This window comes from Novosphingobium arvoryzae, from assembly GCF_014652615.1.
Taxonomy (GTDB): domain Bacteria; phylum Pseudomonadota; class Alphaproteobacteria; order Sphingomonadales; family Sphingomonadaceae; genus Novosphingobium; species Novosphingobium arvoryzae.
Genome location: NZ_BMZD01000001.1, coordinates 409224 through 433819, shown reverse-complemented (window position 1 = coordinate 433819; position 24596 = coordinate 409224). Strand labels below are relative to the sequence as shown.

Sequence of the window (24596 nt, the reverse complement as noted above, 5' to 3'; positions counted from 1 at the left end):
CCTGACAATCAGTCGAGATGGGCGTTGATGGCAGCGCGGTCAGCAGCGGAAGGGAGCCAGGCCGAAGCCAGCGCGCCATCCGGCCCGAACAGCGCCGACACCGGATCGGCTGATTGCGCAGCGGCGGAGAGCACACCGGCGCGCGGATCGTCGACCGGCCCGTTGGCTCCGCGCAAGTGCTGGATCCACCCGGCGATGCCCGTCAGAATGGCCGGGCATTGCTGCCCGCGCGCCTGATGGATCGCCAGCGTTTCCAGCCAGCGCTGGGGCAGCTTCTGGCTGCCATCCATCGCGATCTGGATCAGCTGGTGGTTCAAGGCGGGATTGGCAAAGCGCGCGACCAGGGCCTGCCCATAGCGCTCCAGGTCCTGGTCGGGCGCGGCCGCGACCGTAGGCGCGGCTTCGTCGCGCAGCAGGGTTTCGACCAGTTGCCGGATCGCCGGGTCGGCGATGGCCTGATGAACGTAAGCGTGGCCGCGCCGCAACCCGCAGTACGCCAGCAGCGAATGCGCTCCGTTGAGCATCCGCAGCTTGGCCATCTCATAGGGCCGAACATCGCTGACCAGTTCCGCTCTCACCGCTTCCCAGCGCGGACGCGGTGCGACGAACGTGTCCTCGATCACCCACTGGCTGAAAGGCTCGGTCATCACCGCGCCGTGATCGTCCAGCCCGATCCGCGCGGCCAGTTCGGCCCGGTCCGCAGCCGTGGTCGCGGGGACAATCCGGTCGACCATGGTCGATGGGCAGGCGCATTCCGCATCGAACCAGGAACGCAGGGCCGGATCGTGGCGGTCGAGGTATTCCCCCATCAGCCGCGCCAGCTGCCGCCCGTTGTCAGCCAGGTTGTCGCAGCTGAGCAGCGTCAGCCCGCCCGCCCCGGCTGCCCGGCGTTGCTGGAACGCCTCCGCCAGCAAGGGATAGAAACTGCCCGCCCCGGAAGCCGCGAAATCAAGGCTGCCATCCGCCGCCCGGCAATAGCCTTTTTCGGTGACCGTCAGACTGACGATGCCGGTCTGCGCCGCGCTCAGACTGCCCAGCACCGCATCGCGCGCCTGATCCGCAACGAGCACCCGCTGGACCGCGCCGACCAGCCGGGTCGCGGCCGCCCCGTCCGAACGCTCGGTAACGGTATAGAGCCCATCCTGCGGGTTCAGCTGCTCCGCGACGGCGGGCGAGCGCAACGATACGCCAACGATGGCGAAATCGCGGTCGCCCGCCGCCATTGCCCGGTCGGTATACCAGGCCTGGTGCGCCGGGTGGAACGCGCCGATGCCAAGGTGGACGATACCGACCTGCTGGCTGGCCCGGTCATAGCCGAAATCGGCCACCGCCTGATCGAGCCGCGCGCGGTTTCCTGCCGACAGCCTCACAGCCGGTATGCCGCCTTGGCCAGGTTGTAGGTCAGGTCCTGCGCCAGTTCGGCGGCTTCCCAATCCTCGATCCGGTGTTCGGCGACCAGCCGGGCCAGGAACGCGCAATCGACCCGCCGGGCCACGTCATGCCGGGCCGGGATCGACAGGAACGCCCGCGTATCGTCATTGAAGCCAACGGTGTTGTAGAACCCGGCCGTCTCGGTGGTCATCTCGCGAAACCGGCGCATCCCTTCCGGGCTGTCGTGGAACCACCATGCCGGCCCCAGCTTCAGGCAGGGATAATGCCCGGCCAGCGGCGCCAGTTCCCGGGCATAGGCACTCTCGTCGAGGGTAAAGAGAATCAGTGACAGTCCCGCCTCGTTGCCAAACCGGTCCAGCAACGGCTTGAGCGCATGGACATAGTCGGTACGGGTCGGGATATCCGCGCCCTTGTCGCGGCCCAGTGCGGTGAACAGACCCGCGTTGTGGTTCCGGAACGAACCGGGGTGCAACTGCATCACCAGCCCGTCATCAAGGCTCATGGCCGCCATTTCGGTCACCATCTGGGCCCGGAACAGCTCCGCCTCGGCGGGGGTGAACCGGCCGCTGCTGACTTTGGCGAACAGCGCCTCGCTCTCCGCTGCGGTCAGGTTGGCGGTCTGCGCAGTGGGATGACCGTGATCGGTGCTCGTCGCCCCCATCTCGGCAAAGAACGCCCGGCGGCGGCGGTGCGCGGCCAGATAGCCTTGCCACGACCGGCAATCCTCTCCGGTCAGGGCCGACAGGGCATCGAGATTGGCCTGAAACCCTTCGAACTCCGGATCGATCACCGGATCGGGCCGATAGGCAGTGATAACCCGCCCCTGCCACCCCGATGCCCGGATCGTCGCGTGGTGCTCCAGACTGTCCAGCGGGCTTTCCGTGGTGGCGATGACTTCGATATTGTACCGTTCGAACAAGGCGCGCGGGCGGAAACCCTGGGTCGCCAGCATTTCGGTGATCGTATCGAAATAGAGGTCGCTGGTGGCCGCACCCAGTTGGACGCCCATGCCGAACACCTCGGCAAAGACCCAGTCCAGCCACATCCGCGACGGGGTGCCGCGAAACAGGTGATAGCGCTCGGCAAACAGCCGCCAGCTCTCGCGCGGGTCGGCAGCGGGATTGCCAATGCCCAGTGCGGCCAGCGGCACTCCCTGCGAATAGAGCATCCGGAAGACATAGTGGTCGGGGTGCAACAGCAGTTCTGCCGCGTTGCCAAAGTTCGCATTGGTCGCGAACCATTCCGGATCGGTGTGTCCGTGCGGGCTGATGATCGGCAGGTCTTTGATCGTGCCGTAAAGCTGGCGCGCAATCGCGCGGGTATCCGGATCGACGGGCAGCAGCCGGTCGGGGTGCAGTTCAAGATTGGGCATAGTCACGAAATCCATCCGGTCATGCGGCCAAAGTCCAGCAGTCGCGCCGGCCAATCAACCAAAGAAGTGCCAGCCAGGTGCCGCAAGCCAAATCCGTGCCCGCCGCGGGCGTGCAGGTGGGTCTCGACCATCACACCCTTGGCCCGGAGCGCACTGCGCAGCGCCAGTGCATGTTCTGGTCCGACCAATGGGTCATCCTCGGCATGCACCAGATAGTGGGGCGGCGCATCGGCGCGGGCGTGCAGGTGCGGCGAATGGCGGGCAAGGTCATCCGCGCCCGTGGCAGCGCCGAACAATGACTGGCCGGCGGGCACAGTCGCCGCCAGCTGCTCCAGCAGCACGGCCGGATAGATGGGCGCGGCAAGATCAGGCCGGGCAGATAGACGGTCGACCGCATCCTGCGCCGGGTAGACCGGCTGGTCATGCCGGGCAGCCAGATTCGCGGTCAGATGCCCGCCGGCCGAAAAGCCGATCACTGCGATGCGGGCCGGGTCGATTCCCCATTCGCGCGCTCGGCTGCGCACCAGCCTGACGGCCCGCTGGGCGTCGGCCAGCGGGGTATCCAGCCCGCGTTCCCAGCCGTCATTCGGCAAGCGATAGGCCAGGGCAAAGCCCGCCACCCCACGGGCAGCGAACCACGCGGCAACATCCAGTGCTTCCTTGTCCCAGGCCATGTGGCGATAGCCGCCACCGGGGATCGCGATGATGGCCGCACCGTTTGGGCGCGACGGGCGAAAGTGATCGAGCCACGGCTGGATCACGCCGGTCAGACTGCGATCGCGAATGGCCGGATCGGCGGAACGCTCCGTCAGTTTGACGGCAAGTCCGGCGGGTACGGCCTCCGGCGCCCCGTTCGGCCAGAGGTCGATTCGGGAGACTTCCGCCGGTTGACCGGGCGAACTGGCACGCAGCGGCCCGGCAACCGTTGCCGCCCCCGCAGCCAGCCCAAGGCCCAGCAGATCGCGCCGCCCCAGGGTCACGCCAGCACCCGCGAGTGGCTGCAAGAACGCCAGCACCAGATCCGGCTGGAACCCGGCCGCAGCCGCTGGTCATCCAGGACCGTGTCAACCAAGCAAGTCATCATCGCTCCTTTTGGTCATACCAATTATCTTGACAGGCCTGACTGATCTGGTCAAGACATCAATCTCGATTGCAAACCAGTCTGGCATAGGAACCACCATGAAGATCAAGTCTGCCAAGGTCATCGTCACGTGTCCGGGACGCAACTTCGTGACCTTGAAGATCGAGACCGACCAGGGCGTCTACGGGATTGGCGACGCGACGCTGAACGGGCGTGAACTGTCGGTCGTGTCGTATCTTGAGGATCACGTTGTGCCGTGCCTGATCGGCATGGACCCGCGCCGGATCGAGGATATCTGGCAGTATCTCTACAAGGGCGCCTACTGGCGGCGCGGCCCGGTGACGATGCGCGCGATTGCGGCTGTCGACATGGCGCTGTGGGACATCAAGGCCAAGATGGCGGGGATGCCGCTTTACCAGTTGCTCGGCGGGAAGAGCCGCGACGGGATCATGGTCTATGGCCATGCCAATGGCAGCGACATTGCCGAAACGGTGGAGGCCGTGGGCCACTACATCGACATGGGCTACAAGGCGATCCGCGCTCAGACCGGCGTGCCGGGGATCAAGGACGCCTACGGCGTGGGGCGCGGCAAGCTCTATTACGAACCGGCCGACGCCAGCCTGCCTTCGGTCACCGGCTGGGATACGCGCAAGGCGCTGAACTATGTCCCGAAGCTGTTCGAGGAACTGCGCAAGACCTATGGCTTCGACCATCACCTGCTGCATGACGGCCATCACCGTTACACCCCGCAGGAAGCCGCCAACCTGGGCAAGATGCTCGAGCCGTACCAGCTGTTCTGGCTTGAGGACTGCACCCCGGCCGAGAATCAGGAAGCGTTCAAGCTGGTTCGCCAGCACACCGTCACGCCGCTGGCGGTGGGTGAGATCTTCAACACGATCTGGGACGCCAAGGACCTGATCCAGAACCAGTTGATCGACTACATCCGCGCCACCGTGGTCGGCGCGGGCGGGCTGACGCACCTGCGCCGGATCGCCGATCTGGCCAGCCTCTACCAGGTCCGCACCGGCTGCCACGGCGCGACCGATCTGTCGCCGGTCACCATGGGCTGCGCGCTGCACTTCGACACCTGGGTGCCCAACTTCGGCATTCAGGAATACATGCGCCACACCGAGGAAACCGACGCGGTCTTCCCGCATGACTACCACTTCGAAAAGGGTGAGCTGTTCGTGGGCGACACCCCCGGCCACGGCGTCGACATCGATGAGGCGCTTGCCGCCAAGTATCCCTACAAACCCGCCTATCTGCCAGTCGCCCGGCTGGAAGACGGCACCATGTGGAGCTGGTAAAGATGACTTTCGCAAAGACCCTGTTCGCCGGGGCGGCCCTGATCGCCCTGTCCGTCGCTGCGCCGGCGCAGTCGCCGTCGCCGGAACTCGGCAAGCTGGCCCGCCTGGGTACCGTCCACGAGCGCTATCAGGCCTACAACGTCGAAATGGTCGAAGTGACCGGCGGCCGGTTCTGGGCGCCCTATGGCGGTCCGGCAGACGAACGCTATCGCCAGCGTCCGCCGATCGACTTGTCCGATCCCCGGCTGATCGCGCTGGCCCGGGGGCTGGGCCCCAGCCTGATGCGGGTCAGCGGCACCTGGGCCAACAACACCTACCTCGAGGCTCCGGGCGAACGGCTGTCCGCCCCGCCGCCGGGTTTCGTCCAGGTCCTGACCCGCGCGCAGTGGCAGAACGTGGTTGCCTTCTCCAAGGCGGTCGATGCACCGATCGTGACCAGCTTTGCGGTCAGCAACGGCACCCGCGATGCCACCGGCGCATGGACGACGGTTCAGGCGCAGCGCCTGCTGGAGCTGACGCGTGAAAGCGGCGGCACCCTCTACGCCGCAGAATTCTTCAACGAACCGAACGTTCCCACCGCAGCCCCGGAAGCGCCGCGGCAGTACGATGCCGCCAACTATGGTTCGGACTTCCGGATCTTCCGTGACTGGGCCCGCAAGAACGTGCCCGAGATGCTGATTCTCGGCCCTGGCGGCGTCGGGGAAGCCGGGCTCCTCAAGGACGTTCCGGTGGCCAACGAGTTCGGCACGCATGTCAGCACCGAAAGCATGATGCAGCAGAACCCGAACAGCGTGGATGCGGTTTCCTACCACTTCTATGGTTCGGTTTCGCAGCGCTGCCTGGGGCTGGGGATCGGCACCGCGCAAAAGGCCGATGCGCTGACCGCCCGCTGGCTGGACCTGACTTCGCGCGATTACGATTACTATGCCGCGCTGCGCGACAAGTACGAGCCGGGCAAGCCGGTCTGGAACACCGAAACCGCGCAGGCCGCCTGTGGCGGATCGCCGTGGGCCGCGACGTTCCTCGACACCTTCCGCTACCTGAACCAGAACGGCGCGCTGGCACAGAAGGGGGTGCAGGTGGTGATGCACAACACGCTCGCCGCGTCCGATTATGCGCTGATCGATCAGGACACCCTGCAGCCGCGTCCCAATTACTGGGCCGCCGTCCTGTGGCAGCGGACCATGGGCGCAACCGTGCTGGCGGCACCGCGTTCGCCATCGCCGGCACTGCGCATCTATGCCCATTGCCTGCCGCAGAAGCAGGGCGGCGTCGGGCTGGTCGCGCTCAACACCGGTGAAGCCGCGCAGCAGCTGAACCTGGAAGGCAAGGCCACGACCTGGACGATGACCGGCCAGCCGCTCGACACCCGCGAGGTGCTGATCAATGGCAACAAGCCGGGCCTTGCCGCAAACGGCGAACTGACCGGCCTGGCCGGAACGCCGGTGAACGGCCGCCTGGCCATTCCGGGCCACGCAATCGCCTTTGCGGCAGTGCCGGGCGCCAACAATCCGGCGTGCAGGTAAACCTTGGCCCGGATCGTCCTGATCGGTGAAGCCATGCTGGAACTCGCCCGCAAGGGCGGGGACTGGCAGCTTGGCTATGGCGGGGATACGCTCAATACCGCCATCCACCTCGCCCGCGCGGGGCACGACGTGGCCTATCTGACCGCGCTCGGCACCGACCCGTTCAGCGCTGATCTGAAGGGACGCTGGGCCGCGGAAGGGCTGGATACCGCGCTGGTGCTGGATCACCCTACGCGCGGCACCGGGCTCTATGCCATTGCGACCGATGCGGCGGGCGAGCGCAGCTTCACCTATTGGCGCGATTCCAGCGCGGCACGCGAAATGCTGGCGCTGCCGGAATCGGCCGCGGCCCTCGCCGTGGCAGCGCGGGCCGATCTTGTCGCGGTTTCGCTGATCACGCTCGCCATCCTGCCCGCAGAGGGCCGGGCCCGCCTGCTGGAGCTGATCCGGCAGGTCCGGCAAAATGGCGGGCAGGTGGCGTTCGACGGGAATTATCGTCCGCGGCTGTGGGAATCGCCCGCAGCCGCGGCGTCCGCCCGTGACGCGGCGATTGCTGCTGCGACGATCGGTCTGCCGACACTGGAGGATGAACAGGCGATTGCCGGCCACCCGCTGACCGCCGATGCCGTTGCGGCTCACTGGCAGAACCTGGGGTGTGCGGAAACGATCGTGAAGCTGGGAGCGGATGGCTGTCGCCTGCCCGATGGCACGGTGCTGCCGCCAGCACGCCTGCTCAGCCCGGTCGATACCAGCGGCGCGGGTGATGCTTTCAATGCCGGCTATCTCGACGCCCGGCTGCGCGGTGCGACGCCAGTCGAAGCGGCGGGTGCGGCCCATGCGCTGGCCGGTTGGACGATCATGCGCCCCGGCGCGATCCCTGCGCAGGATTCCTGACGCGGTTGGGATATGCCGTCCGGCCTGACCAATCGGGCCTTGATCAGGCCAGCGTCACAAAGATTTCCGCCTCAATGACCCAGTCCGCCCCCACCTTTCGCCATTTGGCCGAATAGTCACCAGACGCGAGCACGGCGGCGCCGCCCCCGGAAATGCCCTGCCACTTGCCATGTTCCAGCGCGATCGGCTCAACCGGGGACGCGATGATCGCGTCTGGCAGGCGCACGTAGGTCATGCGTGCATGGGCGGAGAATTCGCGCTTCCACGCCTGCAACTGCGCCCTGCGGCCCGCGATCACGGCGCTGTCCGTGCCCGTGATCATCACCACATCCAGGGCCAGCAAGGGCGCGATGGCGGCCAGATCGGCGTCAGCCAGTGCGCGATTGAAGGCCGCGCGGCGCAGGCGGATGGCAAGGTCGGGCGAAGCGGTCATGCCCCTCCTTCGCCGCAATGCGCCGCCCCCGTCAATGGGCGGCACGCTGGCGTGGGCAATCGGCGCGCTCAGCCCGCAGCGTGCAACTGCTCGGCCCGCGCCTTCAGGGCCTGCGCCGTATCGTCGAAGGCCCGCTTGACCCACGGCCCGGCGAAGCGGAACACATGGATTCCATTCGCGCCCAGGAAGGCATCGGTGCTGTAATAAGTGCAGCTGTCCGGTCCGGTCGGCGTGATCACCTGATCGCGCCGCGCGGGATAGGGCCAGAAGTCCAGATTGGGAAACTCCCAGCTCAGCAACCGCTCGGGTTCAAAGCCGCAGACATACTCCAGATTGGGCACGGTCGGGCCGCCAGCCGTGGCATAGTTGATCAGCGTCATTTCCACCGGCGCGCCCATTTCCAGCGTGGAAACCGCACGAATGCAGAACGGGTTCCATTCGTTGTAGCGCGGCAGGTCCGTCAGCACCTGCCACACCACGCTGGCGGGGGCGTTGATCGCCACCGTTTCGCTGCGGGTTACGGCATTGGGGTCAAAACCCATCACCGGGTCTTCGGCGACGGTCTTTGCGGCCTTCATCCAGTCAAGCATCGTCGTTCTCCAGTTCCGCCAGTTTCACCACGCGGGCCGTCGGCAAGGGGTGTTCACGCGCACCCGCCCAGCGCAGCAGCGCGGTGCCTTCCCGGTGGTCGCAGGTGTCGATCCAGTTGGCGCTCGCCGCCTTGCCACCGGGCGCGCGGGCGGCACAGACGATGCGGACAGAGCCATCGGGCGCGGTCCGGGCCGAATGCTTGTTCACGGTGATCTGGCGAAAGCGATAGTCCAGGCTTTCCATCCACCAGTTGTCGAGCTGGAAGTTCCAGTAATAGCAATCGGGCGGGGTCACATCGATCACCCACGCCTCATCCGGCGCCAGCCGCCAATAGGCATGGGCATAATAGATGTCCTTCGCCCCGCCGCCCTTCTGGAACATCGCCTGGTCGATAGCCGGGAACTGGTTGGGCGTCTGCCGGAACAGCCGGGTCCAGTCGGCGAAAGTCTGCGCCACGCCGGTCACGAACTGCGCCGCCGCGCCGAACCCCGCCGCCAGCCGGTCAGCGCTGAGCGGGGCGGGAACGGCTGGTCCGCCGATCCGCTCGATACGGAATTCCCCGCCGCGTTCGGCCTCGCGGTCCAGCGCGGACTGGCGGATGATGATCACGCTGGCATCCGGTTCCAGCCGCAGCCAGTTCTTCCCCGCGTCCGCCCCGCGTGGGGGCTGGCAGCTGGCGATGATCTCCACCGTGCCATCCGGTCCCCACTGGATTTCGTCGTCCATCAGGCTGCCGGTGGCATGGGCGCTGCCATCGATGTGATAGCGCATCGCGTTGGCGACGATCGAGAAGTAGAACATCGACCCGCGCCGACCGGTGATGCGATAGTCGCTGCTCCCCGCAATCGACGCGTTCCAGTATGCGTTGTCTGGGTTGTCCGCGCCGATCTTTCCGGTCTCGTGGCTGAGCTGATAGAAGAACGGAAAATCCGGGTCGCTGGCCTCGACATATTGTTCCAGCGCCAGCTTGCTCAGGCGGGAAAGATACCGGAAGCCCTCGGTGCGGATCAGCGGATCGGCGGGCACGTCGTCCGCCAGGATCACGGCCCCCGCATCGGCCAGCCGGGCGCAGTAATCGCGCCAGGCCTGGGCGATGTCGGCGCTCATGCCGCGACCCAGTCGCCGCCGTTGACGTCCAGCATCACGCCATTCACTTCGCTGGCATAGTCCGACAGCAGGAAATAGATCGCCTTGGCGCAATCCTTGTCGGGCGGGATGCGCCCCACCGGGATCTCCTGCGCGCGCTGCTTGCGGAAGGCTTCACCCGCTTCACCCTGCGCGGCGAAGAACTGTTCCAGCGGCACACCGTCCATCCAGCCCATCAGCGCGGTATTGGCGCGGATGCCGGTTCCGGCCAGCTCCACCGCCAGTTGCCGGGTCAGCTGGTTGACCGCGCTCTTGGCCATGGCATAGCCCCCTTCGCCGGGCATCGGTCTGCGCGTGGCAAGCGTCGAGACGTTGACGATCGAACCGCTGCCCTGGCGCTTCATCTGCGGCACGACGGCCTGCGCCATGCGCAATCCGCCCACGGCGATCACGTCGAGCGCGCGCAGCACCTGATCGATCGGATGATCGATGATGCTGCCCCAGTCGGGATGATAGTAGGCGGAATGGATCAGGCCATCGATCCGCCCCCAGCGGTCCACCGCCGCCTTGGCCAGCGCATGGCACTGCTCGGTGCTGGCAACGTCGCACGGCACGGCAACCGCCTCGCCCCCGGCGGCTGTGATGTCGGCGGCCAGCGCATTGATGGCATCGACCGACCGGGCCGAGACGACCACTTTCGCCCCTTCCGCCGCCGCGCCCCGGCACATGGCCTGCCCCATGCCCGGCCCAGCCCCGGTGATGATGATGACCTTGTCCTTCAGGATCATGCGCTGCTCTCCCTTTATCTGCTGTTCACTTCGCCAGGTACTGGTCGTGGTAGAAGGCAAAATCTGCCGCGATCCCTTCCGGCGTCAGGCCGAACTCTTGCGCGCCGTATTTGTGGCGCGGGCGCGCATCGCGGGCATTGTCGGCCACGCACGCCTCCAGCGCGGCCTGCACCGCGCCGTCGCGGGCATGTCCCAGTTGCTCCAGCACCCGCTGTGCGGTGCCGACCGGATCGTTGACGGTGTCCTCGTAGCGCACGTCGATGATCTGGCCTGCCGGCAATTCCCGCCGCAGCGCTTCCAGCCGCTCCAGCCCGGTGCGGAACCGGCGGCTCCAGTGCGCGCCCTGGTCTTCCTTGCGGTAGGTGGACGAACTGTTGATGCTCAGCGATGCGCACATCGAACAGTAACTGGGCAGCACCTGCCCGACATGGCGGTGGGTCATGACCAGCTTCACGCCGGGCCACACCTTCAGCAGCCCGCCAATCCCGCCCAGCAGGTGATGCGGGGTCTTGAACACCCATGGCCGACGCGGTTCGCCCCGCAGCACCCGCTGGTGCTGGATCGCCTGCATGAAGCGATACAGGTCGCGGAAGGCCGGTTCGTGATCCTGATCGGCCTGCCAGTGGCCATAGGCATGGATCGGCATCATAGAATCGTATGTGGTGGACAGGAACGTGCGGTCCAGCAGCACGACTTCCTCGTTCACGGCCATCGCGTCCATCGGATCGATCGATTCAAAGTCGGGCCACTGGGTCAGCAGCCAGTCGACCATCTGCCGCGCGGCCTCCTGCCGGGGTGCGGGATCGCCCGCCGCTTCACCGGGCAGCGGCAGGGGAAAGGCCGTTTCCCACCACCACAGCGCCGTGAAACCGGGCACGGCGGCCAGCAGGCGATGCATCATCGTGGAGCCCGTGCGCGGCAGACCGATGATCGCGCAGGCCAGCTCGATCCGCTCGTCCGCCGCTGCGGGATGATCCTTGAAATACTGCACCAGCCGCAGTCGGTCGGACAGGGCGGACCGGATCCGCACCCCGGCCGAACTGTCGGGCGAAAGCAGTCCGGCATCCCGATTGACGTGATCGATCAGGCTACCCAGCGGCGCTTCGAACCAGGGGTCGCCAAAATCATCCAGCGCGGTTTCGATGCGGGCCTGCTCCATCAGGACCTGCGCGTCGAGCTGCCGGGTGACTTCGGCCTGATCGGTCATCTTTGTTCATCCCCCTTACTGGCCAATGCTGCCGACCATCGGCGCCAGTCTCTCTGCTGGGGCGAAAGATAGAGGGATGACAGCGCGAGTTACCTCCCATATGGGAGGGTGTGCCCCTGACCATCGCCGACGATACCGAACTGCTGCTGCCCCTGTTTGCCGGGATGCATGAAGGGCAGCGCTTCGCCACATTTCTGGACCGGCTGCGGCAGCGCACCGGGGCCGAATACATCGGCCTGTTCTTCCGCCAGGGCGATCTGGCGATCCATGATGTGACGGAATTCCATTCCGGGCGAAATCTGCGCGCCGACGCCCGGCGGCTGGGACTGGATCGGCTGGACCTGCTGGACCGGTTCCCGTTCGATCGACTGCAACCCGGACGGGTCTACGCGGTCAGCGAATTCGCCGACGTCGATGCCGAGTACGCGGCCTTTCGGGCGCGCTATATCACCGCGCTGGGAATCGCTGACGAGCGCATCGTGCGACTGGCGCTGGACGGCGGGATCAGCGCCTGGCTGCTGCTGGCGCGCGGGGCCGCCTGCACCGCTGCCGACGCCGCGTTGCTGGCCAACCTCGCGCCCTATGTCGCGCTGGCCCTGCGCGGCTTCGTGCATGAGGAGCGCCGCCGGATCGAGGCCGAGATGAACGCGGTGGCGCTGGAGCGGAGCGGGATCGGCTGGCTGCTGCTCGACCGCGAGGCCCGGCTGCTGGCGTGCGAGCCGGGACTGACCCGCTATCTGTCCGCCTTGCCCGGTTTCGCGCTGCGACCGGGCGAACGCCTGGTGCTGCCCGATGCGGCGGGAGAACGCCTTCTGGCCGAAACCGCAGCGCACTTTGCCCGGCACCCGCAAGCCCCCGTGCGCGCGCTGGAACTGAATGCGGAGCCGCGCGTTCATGCCGTGCTCCTGCCCAGCCGCACCCAGCCCGCCGCCGCGTCCAGCCTGCCGGTGCTGCAAGTAATCTGCCGCCACCCGCGCAGGGGCGGACGGCTGGACGGAACTGTGCTGGCCCAGCTGTCAGGCCTGTCCCGGCGCGAGGCGGAACTGGCCGTAAGGCTCAGCGAAGGCCGGTCGATCGCGGAGGCCGCCGGGGACATGGGCCTGACCCTGGAAACCGCGCGCAACTATACCAAGCGCATCTATGCCCAGCTCGATCTGCGCGGACAGGGCGACCTGATCCGCCATGTCCTGCAGAGCGGGGTCAGCCTCGCCTAGGCGGCGACGGCGGCCCAAAAATTGCCGTGTGATCGGCATGGCCCGGCCACCTCTCACCAAGTGAGAACACGGCCGGGCAGCCGGTTTGCGCACTATCTGGCTGCGCTTATTACGCCTGCGAGTCTGCCGGGAAACGCCCGGCGCAAGCGGGGATCAGCGATGCCGAAGACCTACCGGATTGGCCAGATCGTCCCCAGTTCCAACACCACGATGGAAACCGAAGTGCCGCGCATGCTGCTGGCACGCCAGACGATCCGGCCCGAACAGTTCACGTTCCATTCGTCGCGCATGGCGATGAAGCACGTGACCAAGGAAGAACTCGCGGCCATGGACGCGCAGAGCGTGGGGTGCGCGCGCCAGCTGGCCGATGCCGAAGTCGACATCATCGGCTATGCCTGCCTGGTGGCGATCATGTCGGCCGGGCGCGGCTATCACTGCGTCAGCGAGGAAACGCTGGGCAAGGCGGTGCGCGATGCGGGCCATGCCTGCCCGATCGTGACCAGCGCGGGCGCGCTGGTGCAGGTGCTGCGCGAAATGCGGGCACGCAAGGTCTCCATCGTCACGCCCTACATGCGGCCGCTGACCGACCTGGTGGTCGATTACATCGTCCACGAGGGGATCGCGGTCCAGGATTCAATCGCGCTGGAAATTCCCGACAACCTTGCCGTGGGACGGCGCGACCCGCTGGCCTTGATCAGCGATGTCGATGCGCTGGACCTGACCGGCGTTGACGCGGTCGTGCTGTCGGCCTGTGTGCAGATGCCATCGCTGCCAGCCATCGAGGCGGTTCAGGACAAGCTGGGCCTGCCCGTGCTGACCGCCGCGACCAGCACCACCCGGGTCATGCTGCAGCAACTTGGCCTTGAACCGGTCAGCACTGGATCGGGTTTTGCCTTGTCGGAACGGTTCCAACCGCTGCATTGACCCGGCGCCACCCCGGCTGCTTCGTCCGTTTGATATCGGACAATGAATCGTTGCCCGGCCACGGGAACCCTGCCCTGGCGCGGGGCGACCTGCTGCCCGGGATTGCAAAAGGTATGACTCCATGACTACTTCGCGTGTTACAAAACTCGAACAGCACCGGGCACGGCAGCTAGGGGAGCGCATGGAACCGAAGTATTATCAGAACTGGCATCTCGCCAATTCCGGGACCGAAGTTCTGGTGACCGAGTTCGAATGGGGCCTGATCCGGCTGCACGAAGCGTTCGCCCGCTGGGTTTCGACCGGCTCTGTTGCAAAGATTGGCGGCAGTCAGAGGTAGGCTGTCGCTCTGCGCCGATCAGGCGGCTGCTGCGAAATGGTGGTTGAGCATGCCCATGGCCTCCGTCAGCGCCGAGGGCCCAATGCCAAAAGCTCTCTCCACAAGGCGCACCTCGCCCCTGATGCCGGGCTGCAGGCACCAGGGGCGAGCCTGTCCTTTGCGCAGGGCTCGCATGACTTCGAATCCCTTGATCGTGGCATAGGCCGTGGGGATCGATTTGAAACCGCGCACCGGCTTGATCAGTATCTTGAGCTTTCCGTGATCGGCCTCGATCACGTTATTGAGATACTTCACCTGCCGGTGGGCCGTCTCCCGGTCCAGCTTTCCTTCGCGCTTCAATTCGGTGATCGCTGCACCATAGCTCGGCGCTTTGTCGGTATTGAGCGTGGCAGGCTTTTCCCAGTGCTTCAGGCCTCGCAGGGCCTTGCCCAGGAACCGCTTCGCTGCCTTGGCGCTGCGGGTCGGCGACAGGTAGAAATCGATCGTGTCGCCCCGCTTGTCGACTGCCCGGTACAGGTAGGTCCACTTGCCCCGCACCTTGACGTAGGTTTCATCCAGGCGCCAGCTCGGATCAAAGCCACGCCGCCAGAACCAGCGCAGCCGCTTCTCCATCTCCGGGGCGTAGCACTGGACCCAGCGATAGATCGTCGTATGGTCGACCGAAATGCCGCGTTCCGCCAGCATTTCCTCAAGGTCGCGATAGCTGATCGGATAGCGACAATACCAGCGCACCGCCCACAGGATCACATCACCCTGGAAATGGCGCCACTTGAAATCCGTCATCGTTCCGTCCGTCCAATCTCCGCCAAGCATGCTCAAGCTTCACGATTTTTGCAACAGAGCCTTTGAGAGAACTATCTTCGGCCTTCACACGCACGAAAGGCGGCGAAGCTCCGCCGTTAATCCGTCCGCCGGAGATCTCGCCCAGGCAGGCTGAAGGCCGAGCAAGCCTGACAGGCCCGAAAAGCCCGGCACGGGCGTCGGCGGCGATGACGGCGGCGGCATTATCCAGGGTTGATGATGGAAGTGGAGGATATCGACAACCTCTCGCGCAACCAAGACATCGCGGTCGGACTGCAAGTGATCTTGAAGCCACGGGCCCGTCCCACCCCGACATGGACCTCGATGCCCGAACGGACGTTAGATTTCGAGTTCTAGGCGTTCTGCGATGAAGGTTGGATCCCAGCCGGGATTGAAAGTGTCGACGTGGGTGAATCCGAGCCGCTCGTATAGGCCACGCAGGTTCGGGTGGCAGTCGAGCCGCAGCTTGGCGCACCCCTGCGTTCGCGCGGCATGGCGGCAAGCCTCGATCAGCGCGGAGCTGACACCCCGGCCCGCATGTGTCCGTCGCACCGCGAGCTTGTGCAGATATGCGGCCTCCCCCTTGAGGGCGTCGGGCCAGAACTCGGGATCCTCGGCCGACAAGGTGCAACAGCCGACGATGCCGTCGCTGCAACTCGCGACTAGGAGCTCGGATCTCAGGACGAAGGTCTCCGCGAATGTCCGGTCGATCCGCGCGACGTCCCAGGCGGGCGTTCCCTTGGCGGACATCCACGCCGCAGCGTCGTGCATCAGCCGCACAACCTCGTCGATATCACCCGAGCAGGCGACCCGAACGTTCGGAGGCTCCTCGCTGTCCATTCGCTCCCCTGGCGCGGTATGAACCGCCGCCTCATAGTGCAGTTTGATCCTGACGAGCCCAGCATGTCTGCGCCCACCTTCGCGGAACCTGACCAGGGTCCGCTAGCGGGCGGCCGGAAGGTGAATCCTGATGCCAGTGACGGCCGGACGGTGAAGGAAGCGGCCGAGCTGCTGGCCGTGCATCGTTCGACCCTTTACCGGGCGCTGGCGCGTGGCGAGGAAGTGACAAAGACCGAGGCCCGCCGACGTGGTGCGTTCGCCTCGATGATGAACGCCAGGAAGAAGGCCCCGCGTTCCTCGATGGCGACGGCCCGGCCGCCGACCTGCCGCCGCCGCCGTATCGAACGCAGAGCCTGCCGCAAATCCTGGCGGCCCTCCCCGATGACGAGCTGGCGAGCTGGCCCGGTGAGCTGGCCGACCAGGAGGGGGTCGTCTCAGAAAACGGAAAATAAAGCACGCTAAGGCGTAACTACCCTCGGCTACACCGCGTCGGCACCACGCGGCTCTTTCTCCCCTTGCAGCGAAGCAATCAGCGGGCAAGAAACGTTCCCTTGCCGCGCATGGCAGGCGAACACAAGTTCGGATAGCACGGTTTCCATGCGCGCCAGGTCGGTCATTTTTTCGCGCACGTCCTGAAGCTTGTGCTCGGCCAGGCTGCTGGCTTCCTCGCAGTGGGTGCCGTCATCCAGCCTCAGCAGCTCTGCGATCTCGTCGAGGCTGAATCCGAGCCGCTGGGCTGATTTCACGAAGCGCACCCGCGTCACATCCGCCTCGCCATAGCGGCGGATGCTGCCATAGGGCTTGTCCGGCTCCGGCAACAAGCCCTTGCGCTGATAGAACCGGATTGTTTCCACGTTGACCCCGGCCGCCTTGGCGAAAACGCCAATAGTCAGATTCTCCAAATTTTTTTCCATATCGCTTGACTCCGTACATTGGTACGGAAGTAAGCTTAAGCTATCCAATCCAGATTTGAAAGGACAAGCGTATGTCTGAACCTCAAAACGGGCGCGGGGCGCTCTTCACTGGCGGGCTAGCCGCCATCCTCGCCTCGGCTTGCTGCCTGGGGCCGCTGGTTCTGATCGCCCTGGGGTTCAGCGGCGCTTGGATCGGCAACTTGACGGTGTTGGAACCTTATCGCCCGATCTTCATCGGCGCGGCGTTGGTGGCGCTGTTTTTCGCCTGGCGGCGCATCTACCGACCGGCGCAAGCCTGCAAACCAGGGGATGTGTGTGCGATTCCCCAAGTGCGCGCTACTTACAAGCTCATTTTCTGGGTCGTGGCCGCGCTGGTTCTGGTCGCGCTCGGATTTCCCTACGTCATGCCATTTTTCTATTAATCACAGGAGTTCATCATGAAAAAACTGTTTGCCTCTCTCGCCATCGCTGCCGTTGTTGCCCCCGTGTGGGCCGCCACCCAGACCGTCACGCTGTCCGTACCGGGCATGACCTGCTCCGCTTGTCCGATCACCGTCAAGAAGGCGATTTCCAAGGTCGAAGGCGTCAGCAAAGTTAGGGTTTGCGTCCAGCATCCCACCAGTGATCCACGATCTGGATCAGTACCGCCAATTGTGTCGGGTTCAGGTGCAGACGGCGCTGCGCTCGCAGCAACAGGGATGGCAGCATGCAAAACCCGCTATCCATGACCTTCGCACCCCATTTCTGGCTAGCGGGGGACTTCCGGGACTTCTTCTCCGGTGCTACCTTATCTGTCGTTGTTTCGTCTTGATTCGTGTCAGTCAAGGCCCGACAAAAGGACCGCGATGCGCGTTGGTCGATCAAGTACAGCAAGGCCAAGGTCCGGGAAGGCGCTGACCCGAAGGCGGCAAAGCCCGTCGATCTCGCCATCCCGATGTTCGGCTACAAGAACCACATCGGCATCGACAAAGCCCATGGGCTGATCCGCACCTGGGATGCCAGCGCCGCCAATGCCCATGACGGTGCACGACTGCCGGACTTGGTCAGCAAGGCCAATACCGGTTCGGGCGTCTGGGCAGACACGGCCTACCGGTCGAAGAAAAACGAGGCTTTCCTGGCGGCAGGCATGTTCAAGAGCCACGTCCACCAGAAGCGCAAGCCGAGGCAGCCGCTGCCCGAGCGGATCGCCAGGGCCAATACCAGACGATCCAAGATCCGCGCCCAGGTCGAGCATGTGTTCGCGGGGCAGAAGCACCGGATGGGGCTCGTCGTGCGCACTATCGGCATCGCCCGCGCCACCATCAAGATCGGCATGGCCAACCTCGTCTATAACTTCCAGCGTCTGGCCTGGCTCGAGGGGCGAACTGCGGCTGCATGACATCAAAACGGTCCCAAGGGGTACCGGAAACACCAAAATCAGCCGGAGCCGTAGGCCACCGAAGGTAAATCGGGCAAACATCCAAGCCCTTCATGCCTTCGGCACACGTCCAGACGCGATCACGACAAAATTACTGGGTTCTTCGAGGTGTCCAACTGACTGCCCTGGTCGGTGTTGAAAATCTCCGGCTTGCCGTAGCGCGCCAAGGCTTCCTCCAGCGCCTCGACGCAGAAGTCCGCCTCCATCGTGATCGATACCCGGTGGGCGAGCACCTTGCGGCTGAACCAGTCGACGATCGCTACGAGATAGACGAAGCCTCTGGCCATCGGGATGTAGCTGATGTCGGTTGCCCAGACCTGGTTCGGCCGCACGATCGGCAGCTTGCGCAGCAGATACGGGTAGACCTTGTGCCCCGGCGCCGCCTTCGAGGTGTTCGGGCGGCGGTAGAGCGCCTCGATCGCCATCTTCTTCATCAGCGTCGCGACGTGGCAACGGCCGATCTCGATGCCCTCCTGACGCAGCAGGTCGCGCAGCATCCGGCTGCCAGCGAATGGGAACTCCAGGTGCAACTCGTCGATCCGCCGCATGACCTTCAGATCGGCGTCCGACACCGGCCGGGGCAGATAATAAACGCTGCCCCGGCTGATCCCCAGCTCCCGCGCCTGCCGCGTCAAGGGCAAGTCGTGCGAACGATCGATCATCGTTTTGCGCTCGGCAACAGTCCTGCCTTGCCGAGCGCGCCGGCCAAAAAATCATTCGCCAGCGTCAGCTCGCCGATCTTGGCGTGCAGTGTCTTCACGTCCACCGTCGGCTCGGACCCGTCCGCCGTGCCATCGGCGCCAAACACACCGGCAGCCCCTTCCAGCAACTGCGTGCGCCACGTCGTGATCTGGTTCGGATGCACGTCGAACAACTGCGCCAGCTCGGCCAGCGTCTTCTCACCCTTCACGGCGGCCAGCGCCACCTTCGCCTTGAAAGCCGGGCTGTGGTTCCGGCGCGGTCGTCTGCTCATCTCTTCTCCTGTCATACGGCCTTCCTGGCCGCCGTCAGGCAGAAAATCCACTTATCCCGCTGCCCAGATTCCTCAGGCCACCTCTTATCTCTTGTCGAGGATTGGGAGTCCAATGGACGAGGGACGCTAATTTCGGGGCTCTTAATCCGATAAATCATCAAGCAGATCGAGGATAAAGCGGTCAACCAAATGCATCCCTTCATGTCGCATAACGATGTCATGTGCCAATTTGCCGCCTAGCCTTACATCTTCGTCTGGTGCAAGGTTCCACTTGCGCATGATCCAGTCTGAAGGTCTACGGAAATACACCGTATTGGAGAACTCGTTCCTCCAAGCCGGATATCCGATTTCATCCAGTCTATGCTTGAGATAAATGGCGTTTTTGAGGATCAGCGCCGCATTTCGGCGATAACCTTCGATCCCAACCTTGTGGATTTGCCACCAGAACTTGAGTGGCCCCAGCGCCGAGCGCGAGCAACTGATCGTGGGGACCGCCGCATTTAGATAGGATACGTGAAATGGGTTCTGCCGTTGCAGCACTTCCGGCAGGGTGATGAACAGACCAAGAGGTTCGTCGAACCCGAAGAACTTGTGCCCACTTACTGCAATGGAATCAAAGCCGCAAATCTGCTGGTTCACCAGATCGGCGTGATCCGTGAAGGGCAGATAGCCTCCGAACAGCGCCGCATCGGCATGGCGGTAAACCGCAACGGGCCGTTTGTGAGCCAGAACGGCATTGATTGCGGCCTGATCATCCAGCCCACCTTTGAAGGTTGTGCCAATCGCCATGACGACTAATGCTGGGCGACGGGGATCAAGCGCCTGCTCAAAAGCCTCTATGTCCATCTCGCCACGGATATTCGTTGGTATCATCCGCATGTCGAGTTGTTGAAGGTGGGTCAGTTTCTTGATAGAATAATGGGCTTCTTGCGAAACATAGACGATCGGCGGATCCTCGCTCTGCGCGCGCAGGCAGTTGACACCGAAATAGATCCCGTGATTGTTGCCGTCCGTGCCGCTGCTGGTAACGATGCCCCAGTAATTGTTGGGGGTGAAACCATAAAGCGGAGCGAAAAAATCGATCACCTCGTTTTCGAACGAATGTGCGTTCAGTGCATAGGGACTGGGCTGGCGCGGATCGCCGATGTTATTCAGCGCCATGTCGGCGAGGCCGGACACCGCGTACCAGTGATAAAACTCAGAAAACTGGACATTCTGGTTAAACGGGTAGCCAACAGAGGTTGGCTTGTGTTTCCCCATCTCGCGGGAAAATTCTTCCAACTGCGCGCGCTGCAATTCACTTAGCATTTTTCAAATTTCCATTCGAATAAATTTCGTGCATGGCCCCATGCCTGCCGGAAACGGCGGCATCCGGTATTGAGCTTAGGATGTTGGTTTCCGCTTCAACACTCAGCGAGGAATTGGGCAACATTAACCGGCGTGATGACATCAATGCCCGTGTCAATTTGGCAGGGCAGCTGGACACCCCGACCGGCGAGCCAGAGCATCTGCACGATCATTGCACCTTGCATACGCGGCTTGGTCGCAGAGGATGCACGGATCACGCCATCACGGATGGCTTCAAGTATCGGACGGATCCCATCCATCGCCACGCACGCCACTGATGTCCAGCGACCCGAAAGTCGCAGCGCGTTGGCAATGCCGATCGGCCCAGCAGCATCACAGCACAGGTAGCCACGCAGATCGGCATGATCCGACAATGTTCGTATTGCGGCTTGCTCGGCCAGGGCAATGCTGTCGTGATCGGTGCCGCCATCCACAATCGTGATCCCGGGATGGTCCCTCAAAACCCTGCATTGAGCCTCAAACCTTTCGTGATGGTTTGGCGCGTCGGGCACCCCCTGCATGATTGCCACTTTGCCTGTACCACCAATGATTTCTATGAGCTTTTCTGCAGCAATGGCGCCCTGCCTAACAAAGTCATTGCCGATGCTGCACAAGCCGGAATGTGCTTCCGGACAGTCGAACAGCACCACAGGTACACCCGCAGCGCGCAATTGAAGAAGCGTGGGAAGGGCTTCCGGTGTAGCGACCGGGTCAACGGCCACGCCAGTGGGCAGTTCGTCCAGTAGCCCTGCTAAAATGGCTTCCTGAATGTTTGCTTCGGCCTTGTCAGGCGGGCGGTAGTCGATAGCAATCGTTCTCTTACCATAAGCGGCAAGCAAGTCGGCCTGGCGGTCGGCTCCTAGTCTCACTTCGTCCGACCATGGGTGAGCGATCTTTGGTACGATAACGAAGCGTTCGGATATCGTCATTTTGCCTTTGCCTTGTCATGGAACCGCTGCCTCAACCATTTCTGAATAGTCTTGCGCGCGACTTGTTCAGAATCTCAGGTTGAAGCCCACCGAAACATTGCCGGTTTTGTCATCAAGTCGGATGGGGATCACGCTCGAACCGGCTGGCCCGCATGCGCTATCGGCAGTAGGGCAGGAAAAGTTGACGGTACGATACCCGTAATCGGCATGAGTATAATCGATGAAAACCGCGATATGGGGTGCCAGATCCCGTTCCACCCCGGCTCCCAGCAGCCAACCGGAGCGCGTCGTGGTCTTGCTCGAAAAGACTTCGTTTTCGACCAGATAGCCTATTATCGTGTAGCGTTTGCGGCTTAGCGCCAAACCGGTCTTGCCATAAAGACGGAAACCGGCCGTGCTCACCCCCGCCCGACCAGCGAACTGGGCATTCCATTTCTCATCTGAACGGTCGTATTGGGGTATGTTATCACTGAATTGGAGATCTTTGTGCTCGCCGGAAACGCCATTTGGCCTGAAAGTTGCGACAGCGCCGACAAATAGGGGTCCCAGATCAAGGTCGTATCCGAGCTGAGCCCCAAAATGGACACCGTCGGAGCTATGTTCTCCCAGATACCCTACAGCAACGTCGTCCCAGAGGTTTGAGTCTTTGTCGTAAGTTGCGTGAGCGCCGGCATAGAATGTGCCGCTGGGCGGGGCCGACTGGGCCAACGCGGCAGGGGAACTGCACGCAGCAAGGAAAAGTCCACAGGTTGCAAGCCGCATGATGGCGCTGTTTTTGTTCATTGTGGGGTAGTCCTTTCAGAAAGTGTAGCGCAGTGAAAGAAGCGCACCATGCGCTTGCATTCTTGCTCGCGTTCCGCTGATCGCGATGGTGCGGGAACCCGATCTGCGGACTACGACAGCATCGCCTGCTGATGTTTTCAAGCTGCCGAGATCGGCATATCGGTAGGCTAGTTCGATTGACAATTTGTCGGACACCGGCAGCGCTCCGCCTGCTGTCAGCATATAGGTCAGATCGCTATTGTTGCCGGACGGCACAGCGGTGACGGCAGTCGGCCCCAAAACGGGGAATTTAAAGCTGATCGTACTAACTCGGTTGCGACTGATACCGAGCCCGCCACCCATGAAGGGCCGAATAGGTCCTGCTTTTGGCAAATCCCAATAAAGCGCCCCCAGCATGGCGAGTGATTCAACGGTTCCGGTGACCGGCTGCTCTTGCCCAGATCGGAGGAAATTGGAGTTGCCTCGAAATTTGCGCTTCCCGGACCAGCCGAGAAGAAACTCCCCCCGCAAACCAGGCGCCAGCCGAGCACCGATCCCAAGATCGACCACTGCGCTGCTTGCGGTGTCCAGCCTTGCCCCCAGAGGCGCGCCATCAATGCCGGTGCCACAGCCGAAAAGCGCTGGCGGAGCATTTGCGCCGCAATCGACGTCGTGTAAATTGGCATCAGCGCCTTTTGCGACACCTGTCCCCATCCGCATGTATATTTCGGATTGAGCCGTCGCCGGCGAGCACAAGCTGCACGCTGCGATCATCCCCAAAGCGGTTAAAAAGCGAAAGTCGAACAAAGCCCTACCTCAAGCGAGCAGCAAAAACCCTGGTGTCAAGTCAAAGCCAAGGTGGGTGGGTCCGGGAAGAAGGGCTTCCCGAACCCGCCTTTGGCATCAGAATCGATAGGCCACCGCAGCGCGAATAGTGTGCGTCGAAGGGTCGACACTGTATGGATAAGTATATTCTCCACTGATGGAGCCGTTCTTCTTTCCATATTTATCGAACAGATACTCTGCCCGCACAGTAAGCTTTTCTCCCACTGCGTGCTCGACGCCACCGCCAATCGTGAAGCCGGTGTAAGTATCGCACTCTTCACCCCATCCGGCGTCAACATCATCCACTTGGGCATGAGCAACCGCCAGACCGCCCGCAGCAAAGATCAGGGTCTTGCCGATTGGGTAACCGACGCGTGCGCGCAGGTGGCCGTTCCACTTGAGGTCAAAGGCACTATAATCGTTGTCCGATGTAGCGTTAGGACCGGCATCTGCGCCCGTAAGGCCGAAATCCGCCTCAATACCAAGAACGATGCCCTTCGCCTGAACATTGTATCCGGCCAGCACACCTCCGCTAATGCCTTGCGCATTGGGGTTGGTGTTCCGATCCAGACCATCTTCGTCCAGCGGTTCCGAGTAGTCGGGCTTGAAGGATGTGTAACCCGCGTGTGCACCGATGTAGGGGCCGCCCCACTGCGCTTCATTGGCTGAAGCATTGGCTGTTGTGGATGCCAGGATCGCCATTGCCGGAATTACATACTTTATGAATGACACTTTTTTCTCCTTTTGGATGCATCTGACGATGCAGCGCTATCTTTTAGAAAGTGGAGAAAAGTGCATTGACGGCCGTCAAAATCACCTCAAAACGGCGAATGTATCGATTTTTGATCAGCTGTGACAATTAGGAAACAAATTGAATTTTGAAAATTAAAATCATTTGAAATTTAATAATATATCTACATTTAACGGTCTTTGTCTGCTGTAACGGAGCGCCGCAACGGGAAATCGAAATAAAAGTCGGGATACGGTTCAGAATTCAAGGTGAAATGCCACCATTCCTGCTCGTAGGGCTGAAAGCCTGCATCCCGCATGACCAGTCGAAGCAACAGGCGGTGGGCGCGTGCTGATCGAGAGACAATATGCGCAGTGGGCGATGCTTTCGGGCCGAACCAGTCATAGACTGTACCCATGTCCAGTTCTTGCCCGGTGACAAGGTCAACGATCGTCACGTCAACCGTGGAGCCGCGAGAATGGCCGGATCTCGTGGCGATGTAACCCCGCTGGAATAGTTCCGATTTGGGAACGTCGGGATAATGGAGCGGCTTCCTTATCTGGTCATCCAGGTCTTTGGCCCAGCGCACGAAGTCGTTTACCGCACGGGCCGGGCGATAACAGTCGAAGGCTTTCAGACCTAATCCTAGCGGTTGCAGGTGCTTTTGCGCCCGTGCGAGAGCCGTTGCCGCGTCGGAGGTGAGTAGACAGACCGGCTCGTCATAGCCTGCAATGGGCCTGCCGACGAAATTGGCGGCGCCATAATAGCGCATGTCCACGACAAGGCCTGCGGCCACCGTTTCAGCGTCGACAAACCCGACCGGCATGGCCGGGTTTGTCGTATCCGCAAAGGCGGGTGTGCCCGGTGCAAGCGCGGCCAAACCTGCCAGCAGTGCCAGCACAGTCC

General features: G+C 63.1%; 26 protein-coding genes and 2 pseudogenes. 10 read left to right on the top strand and 18 right to left on the bottom strand.

Annotation, left to right across the window (positions count from 1 at the left end; all coding sequences use genetic code 11):
* Positions 1 to 8: 8 nt before the first annotated feature.
* The 3 genes from IE113_RS02070 to IE113_RS02060 are packed head-to-tail and all read right to left on the bottom strand — an operon-like array spanning position 9 to position 3744.
* Positions 9 to 1370 carry a mannitol dehydrogenase family protein gene (locus tag IE113_RS02070; RefSeq protein WP_229822076.1) on the bottom strand — a complete coding sequence of 454 codons (1362 nt, stop codon included), beginning with the start codon at positions 1368 to 1370 and terminating at the stop codon, positions 9 to 11.
* Positions 1367 to 2764, bottom strand: coding sequence for a glucuronate isomerase (uxaC, locus tag IE113_RS02065; RefSeq protein ID WP_189538738.1), 1398 nt, complete (start codon positions 2762 to 2764; stop codon positions 1367 to 1369). The genes IE113_RS02070 and uxaC overlap by 4 nt, the downstream gene beginning before the upstream one ends.
* Before the next feature lie 2 nt (positions 2765 to 2766).
* A complete protein-coding gene (locus IE113_RS02060) occupies positions 2767 to 3744 on the bottom strand; it encodes an alpha/beta hydrolase (RefSeq protein WP_189538737.1) in 978 nt (325 codons plus the stop codon).
* A gap of 199 nt (positions 3745 to 3943) precedes the next feature.
* Here IE113_RS02060 and manD point away from each other — a divergent pair, with 199 nt between their 5' ends.
* From manD to IE113_RS02045, 3 genes are read left to right on the top strand one after another with little or no spacing between them, the layout of a single operon-like run.
* Positions 3944 to 5152, top strand: coding sequence for a D-mannonate dehydratase ManD (manD, locus tag IE113_RS02055; protein WP_189538736.1), 1209 nt, complete (start codon positions 3944 to 3946; stop codon positions 5150 to 5152).
* Between the two features lie 2 nt (positions 5153 to 5154).
* Positions 5155 to 6678 carry a glycosyl hydrolase family 79 N-terminal domain-containing protein gene (locus tag IE113_RS02050; protein WP_189538735.1) on the top strand — a complete coding sequence of 508 codons (1524 nt, stop codon included), beginning with the start codon at positions 5155 to 5157 and terminating at the stop codon, positions 6676 to 6678.
* A 3-nt stretch (positions 6679 to 6681) separates the two neighbouring features.
* On the top strand, positions 6682 to 7572 hold the full coding sequence (locus IE113_RS02045) for a sugar kinase (protein ID WP_268248087.1): 891 nt from the start codon (positions 6682 to 6684) through the stop codon (positions 7570 to 7572).
* Positions 7573 to 7615: 43 nt separating this feature from the next.
* On the opposite strand, the gene IE113_RS02040 is transcribed toward IE113_RS02045, so the two are convergent.
* The 5 genes from IE113_RS02040 to IE113_RS02020 all read right to left on the bottom strand — a co-directional run bounded on the left by IE113_RS02040 (position 7616) and on the right by IE113_RS02020 (position 11677).
* A complete protein-coding gene (locus tag IE113_RS02040) occupies positions 7616 to 8005 on the bottom strand; it encodes a DUF4440 domain-containing protein (protein WP_189538734.1) in 390 nt (129 codons plus the stop codon).
* Positions 8006 to 8073: 68 nt separating this feature from the next.
* Positions 8074 to 8595: an SRPBCC domain-containing protein gene (locus IE113_RS02035; protein WP_189538733.1), complete on the bottom strand. Its 522-nt coding sequence runs from the start codon at positions 8593 to 8595 to the stop codon at positions 8074 to 8076.
* Positions 8588 to 9703, bottom strand: coding sequence for a DUF1214 domain-containing protein (locus tag IE113_RS02030; protein ID WP_189538732.1), 1116 nt, complete (start codon positions 9701 to 9703; stop codon positions 8588 to 8590). The genes IE113_RS02035 and IE113_RS02030 overlap by 8 nt, the downstream gene beginning before the upstream one ends.
* Positions 9700 to 10470: an SDR family oxidoreductase gene (locus IE113_RS02025; RefSeq protein WP_189538731.1), complete on the bottom strand. Its 771-nt coding sequence runs from the start codon at positions 10468 to 10470 to the stop codon at positions 9700 to 9702. Before IE113_RS02025 ends, IE113_RS02030 begins: the two co-directional genes overlap by 4 nt.
* Before the next feature lie 25 nt (positions 10471 to 10495).
* Positions 10496 to 11677: a sulfotransferase family protein gene (locus tag IE113_RS02020; RefSeq protein ID WP_189538730.1), complete on the bottom strand. Its 1182-nt coding sequence runs from the start codon at positions 11675 to 11677 to the stop codon at positions 10496 to 10498.
* Between the two features lie 110 nt (positions 11678 to 11787).
* Between IE113_RS02020 and IE113_RS02015 the strand changes: the two genes are divergently transcribed.
* The 3 genes from IE113_RS02015 to IE113_RS02005 all read left to right on the top strand — a co-directional run bounded on the left by IE113_RS02015 (position 11788) and on the right by IE113_RS02005 (position 14152).
* Positions 11788 to 12891, top strand: a complete 1104-nt coding sequence (locus IE113_RS02015) for a helix-turn-helix transcriptional regulator (RefSeq protein WP_189538729.1) — start codon at positions 11788 to 11790, stop codon at positions 12889 to 12891.
* 159 nt (positions 12892 to 13050) lie between these two features.
* Positions 13051 to 13815 carry a maleate cis-trans isomerase family protein gene (locus IE113_RS02010; RefSeq protein WP_308430030.1) on the top strand — a complete coding sequence of 255 codons (765 nt, stop codon included), beginning with the start codon at positions 13051 to 13053 and terminating at the stop codon, positions 13813 to 13815.
* Positions 13816 to 13996: 181 nt separating this feature from the next.
* Positions 13997 to 14152 (top strand): hypothetical protein, encoded by a 156-nt coding sequence (locus IE113_RS02005; protein WP_189538728.1) that lies wholly within the window; start codon positions 13997 to 13999, stop codon positions 14150 to 14152.
* An 18-nt stretch (positions 14153 to 14170) separates the two neighbouring features.
* Here IE113_RS02005 and IE113_RS02000 read toward each other — a convergent pair whose 3' ends face one another.
* Both IE113_RS02000 and IE113_RS01995 read right to left on the bottom strand, forming a co-directional pair.
* A complete protein-coding gene (locus IE113_RS02000; protein WP_001389365.1) occupies positions 14171 to 14935 on the bottom strand; it encodes an IS6-like element IS6100 family transposase in 765 nt (254 codons plus the stop codon).
* A gap of 357 nt (positions 14936 to 15292) precedes the next feature.
* The gene (locus tag IE113_RS01995) at positions 15293 to 15793 is read right to left on the bottom strand and encodes a GNAT family N-acetyltransferase (protein ID WP_000376623.1); all 501 of its coding nucleotides are present in this window, start codon (positions 15791 to 15793) and stop codon (positions 15293 to 15295) included.
* Between the two features lie 63 nt (positions 15794 to 15856).
* Here IE113_RS01995 and IE113_RS16260 point away from each other — a divergent pair, with 63 nt between their 5' ends.
* Positions 15857 to 16255 (top strand): MerR family transcriptional regulator, encoded by a 399-nt coding sequence (locus IE113_RS16260; RefSeq protein ID WP_229822073.1) that lies wholly within the window; start codon positions 15857 to 15859, stop codon positions 16253 to 16255.
* Between the two features lie 17 nt (positions 16256 to 16272).
* On the opposite strand, the gene merR is transcribed toward IE113_RS16260, so the two are convergent.
* Positions 16273 to 16695, bottom strand: a complete 423-nt coding sequence (gene merR / locus IE113_RS01985) for a mercury resistance transcriptional regulator MerR (protein WP_001694572.1) — start codon at positions 16693 to 16695, stop codon at positions 16273 to 16275.
* An 83-nt stretch (positions 16696 to 16778) separates the two neighbouring features.
* On the opposite strand from merR, the gene IE113_RS01980 reads away from it, so the two are divergent.
* From IE113_RS01980 to IE113_RS01970, 3 genes and pseudogenes are all read left to right on the top strand, one after another.
* Positions 16779 to 17129, top strand: coding sequence for a mercuric transport protein MerT (locus tag IE113_RS01980; protein ID WP_001294666.1), 351 nt, complete (start codon positions 16779 to 16781; stop codon positions 17127 to 17129).
* Between the two features lie 15 nt (positions 17130 to 17144).
* Positions 17145 to 17435 (top strand): cation transporter, encoded by a 291-nt coding sequence (locus IE113_RS16485; RefSeq protein WP_444544206.1) that lies wholly within the window; start codon positions 17145 to 17147, stop codon positions 17433 to 17435.
* A 95-nt stretch (positions 17436 to 17530) separates the two neighbouring features.
* Positions 17531 to 18085, top strand: a pseudogene (locus IE113_RS01970) (transposase); the annotation flags it as partial.
* A 155-nt stretch (positions 18086 to 18240) separates the two neighbouring features.
* Here IE113_RS01970 and IE113_RS01965 read toward each other — a convergent pair.
* The 7 genes and pseudogenes from IE113_RS01965 to IE113_RS01935 all read right to left on the bottom strand — a co-directional run.
* Positions 18241 to 19097 (bottom strand): annotated as a pseudogene (locus IE113_RS01965) (IS3 family transposase); the annotation flags it as partial.
* A 141-nt stretch (positions 19098 to 19238) separates the two neighbouring features.
* On the bottom strand, positions 19239 to 20405 hold the full coding sequence (locus tag IE113_RS01960) for an aminotransferase class V-fold PLP-dependent enzyme (protein ID WP_189538727.1): 1167 nt from the start codon (positions 20403 to 20405) through the stop codon (positions 19239 to 19241).
* Between the two features lie 95 nt (positions 20406 to 20500).
* Positions 20501 to 21373, bottom strand: a complete 873-nt coding sequence (locus tag IE113_RS01955; protein ID WP_189538726.1) for a substrate-binding domain-containing protein — start codon at positions 21371 to 21373, stop codon at positions 20501 to 20503.
* A gap of 66 nt (positions 21374 to 21439) precedes the next feature.
* The gene (locus IE113_RS01950; protein ID WP_189538725.1) at positions 21440 to 22156 is read right to left on the bottom strand and encodes an outer membrane protein; all 717 of its coding nucleotides are present in this window, start codon (positions 22154 to 22156) and stop codon (positions 21440 to 21442) included.
* A 15-nt stretch (positions 22157 to 22171) separates the two neighbouring features.
* On the bottom strand, positions 22172 to 22942 hold the full coding sequence (locus IE113_RS01945) for an outer membrane protein (RefSeq protein WP_189538724.1): 771 nt from the start codon (positions 22940 to 22942) through the stop codon (positions 22172 to 22174).
* Between the two features lie 96 nt (positions 22943 to 23038).
* Complete coding sequence (locus IE113_RS01940) at positions 23039 to 23692, bottom strand: outer membrane protein (protein ID WP_189538723.1); 654 nt, start codon at positions 23690 to 23692, stop codon at positions 23039 to 23041.
* Between the two features lie 188 nt (positions 23693 to 23880).
* Complete coding sequence (locus IE113_RS01935) at positions 23881 to 24591, bottom strand: M15 family metallopeptidase (protein WP_229822071.1); 711 nt, start codon at positions 24589 to 24591, stop codon at positions 23881 to 23883.
* Positions 24592 to 24596: the final 5 nt, after the last annotated feature.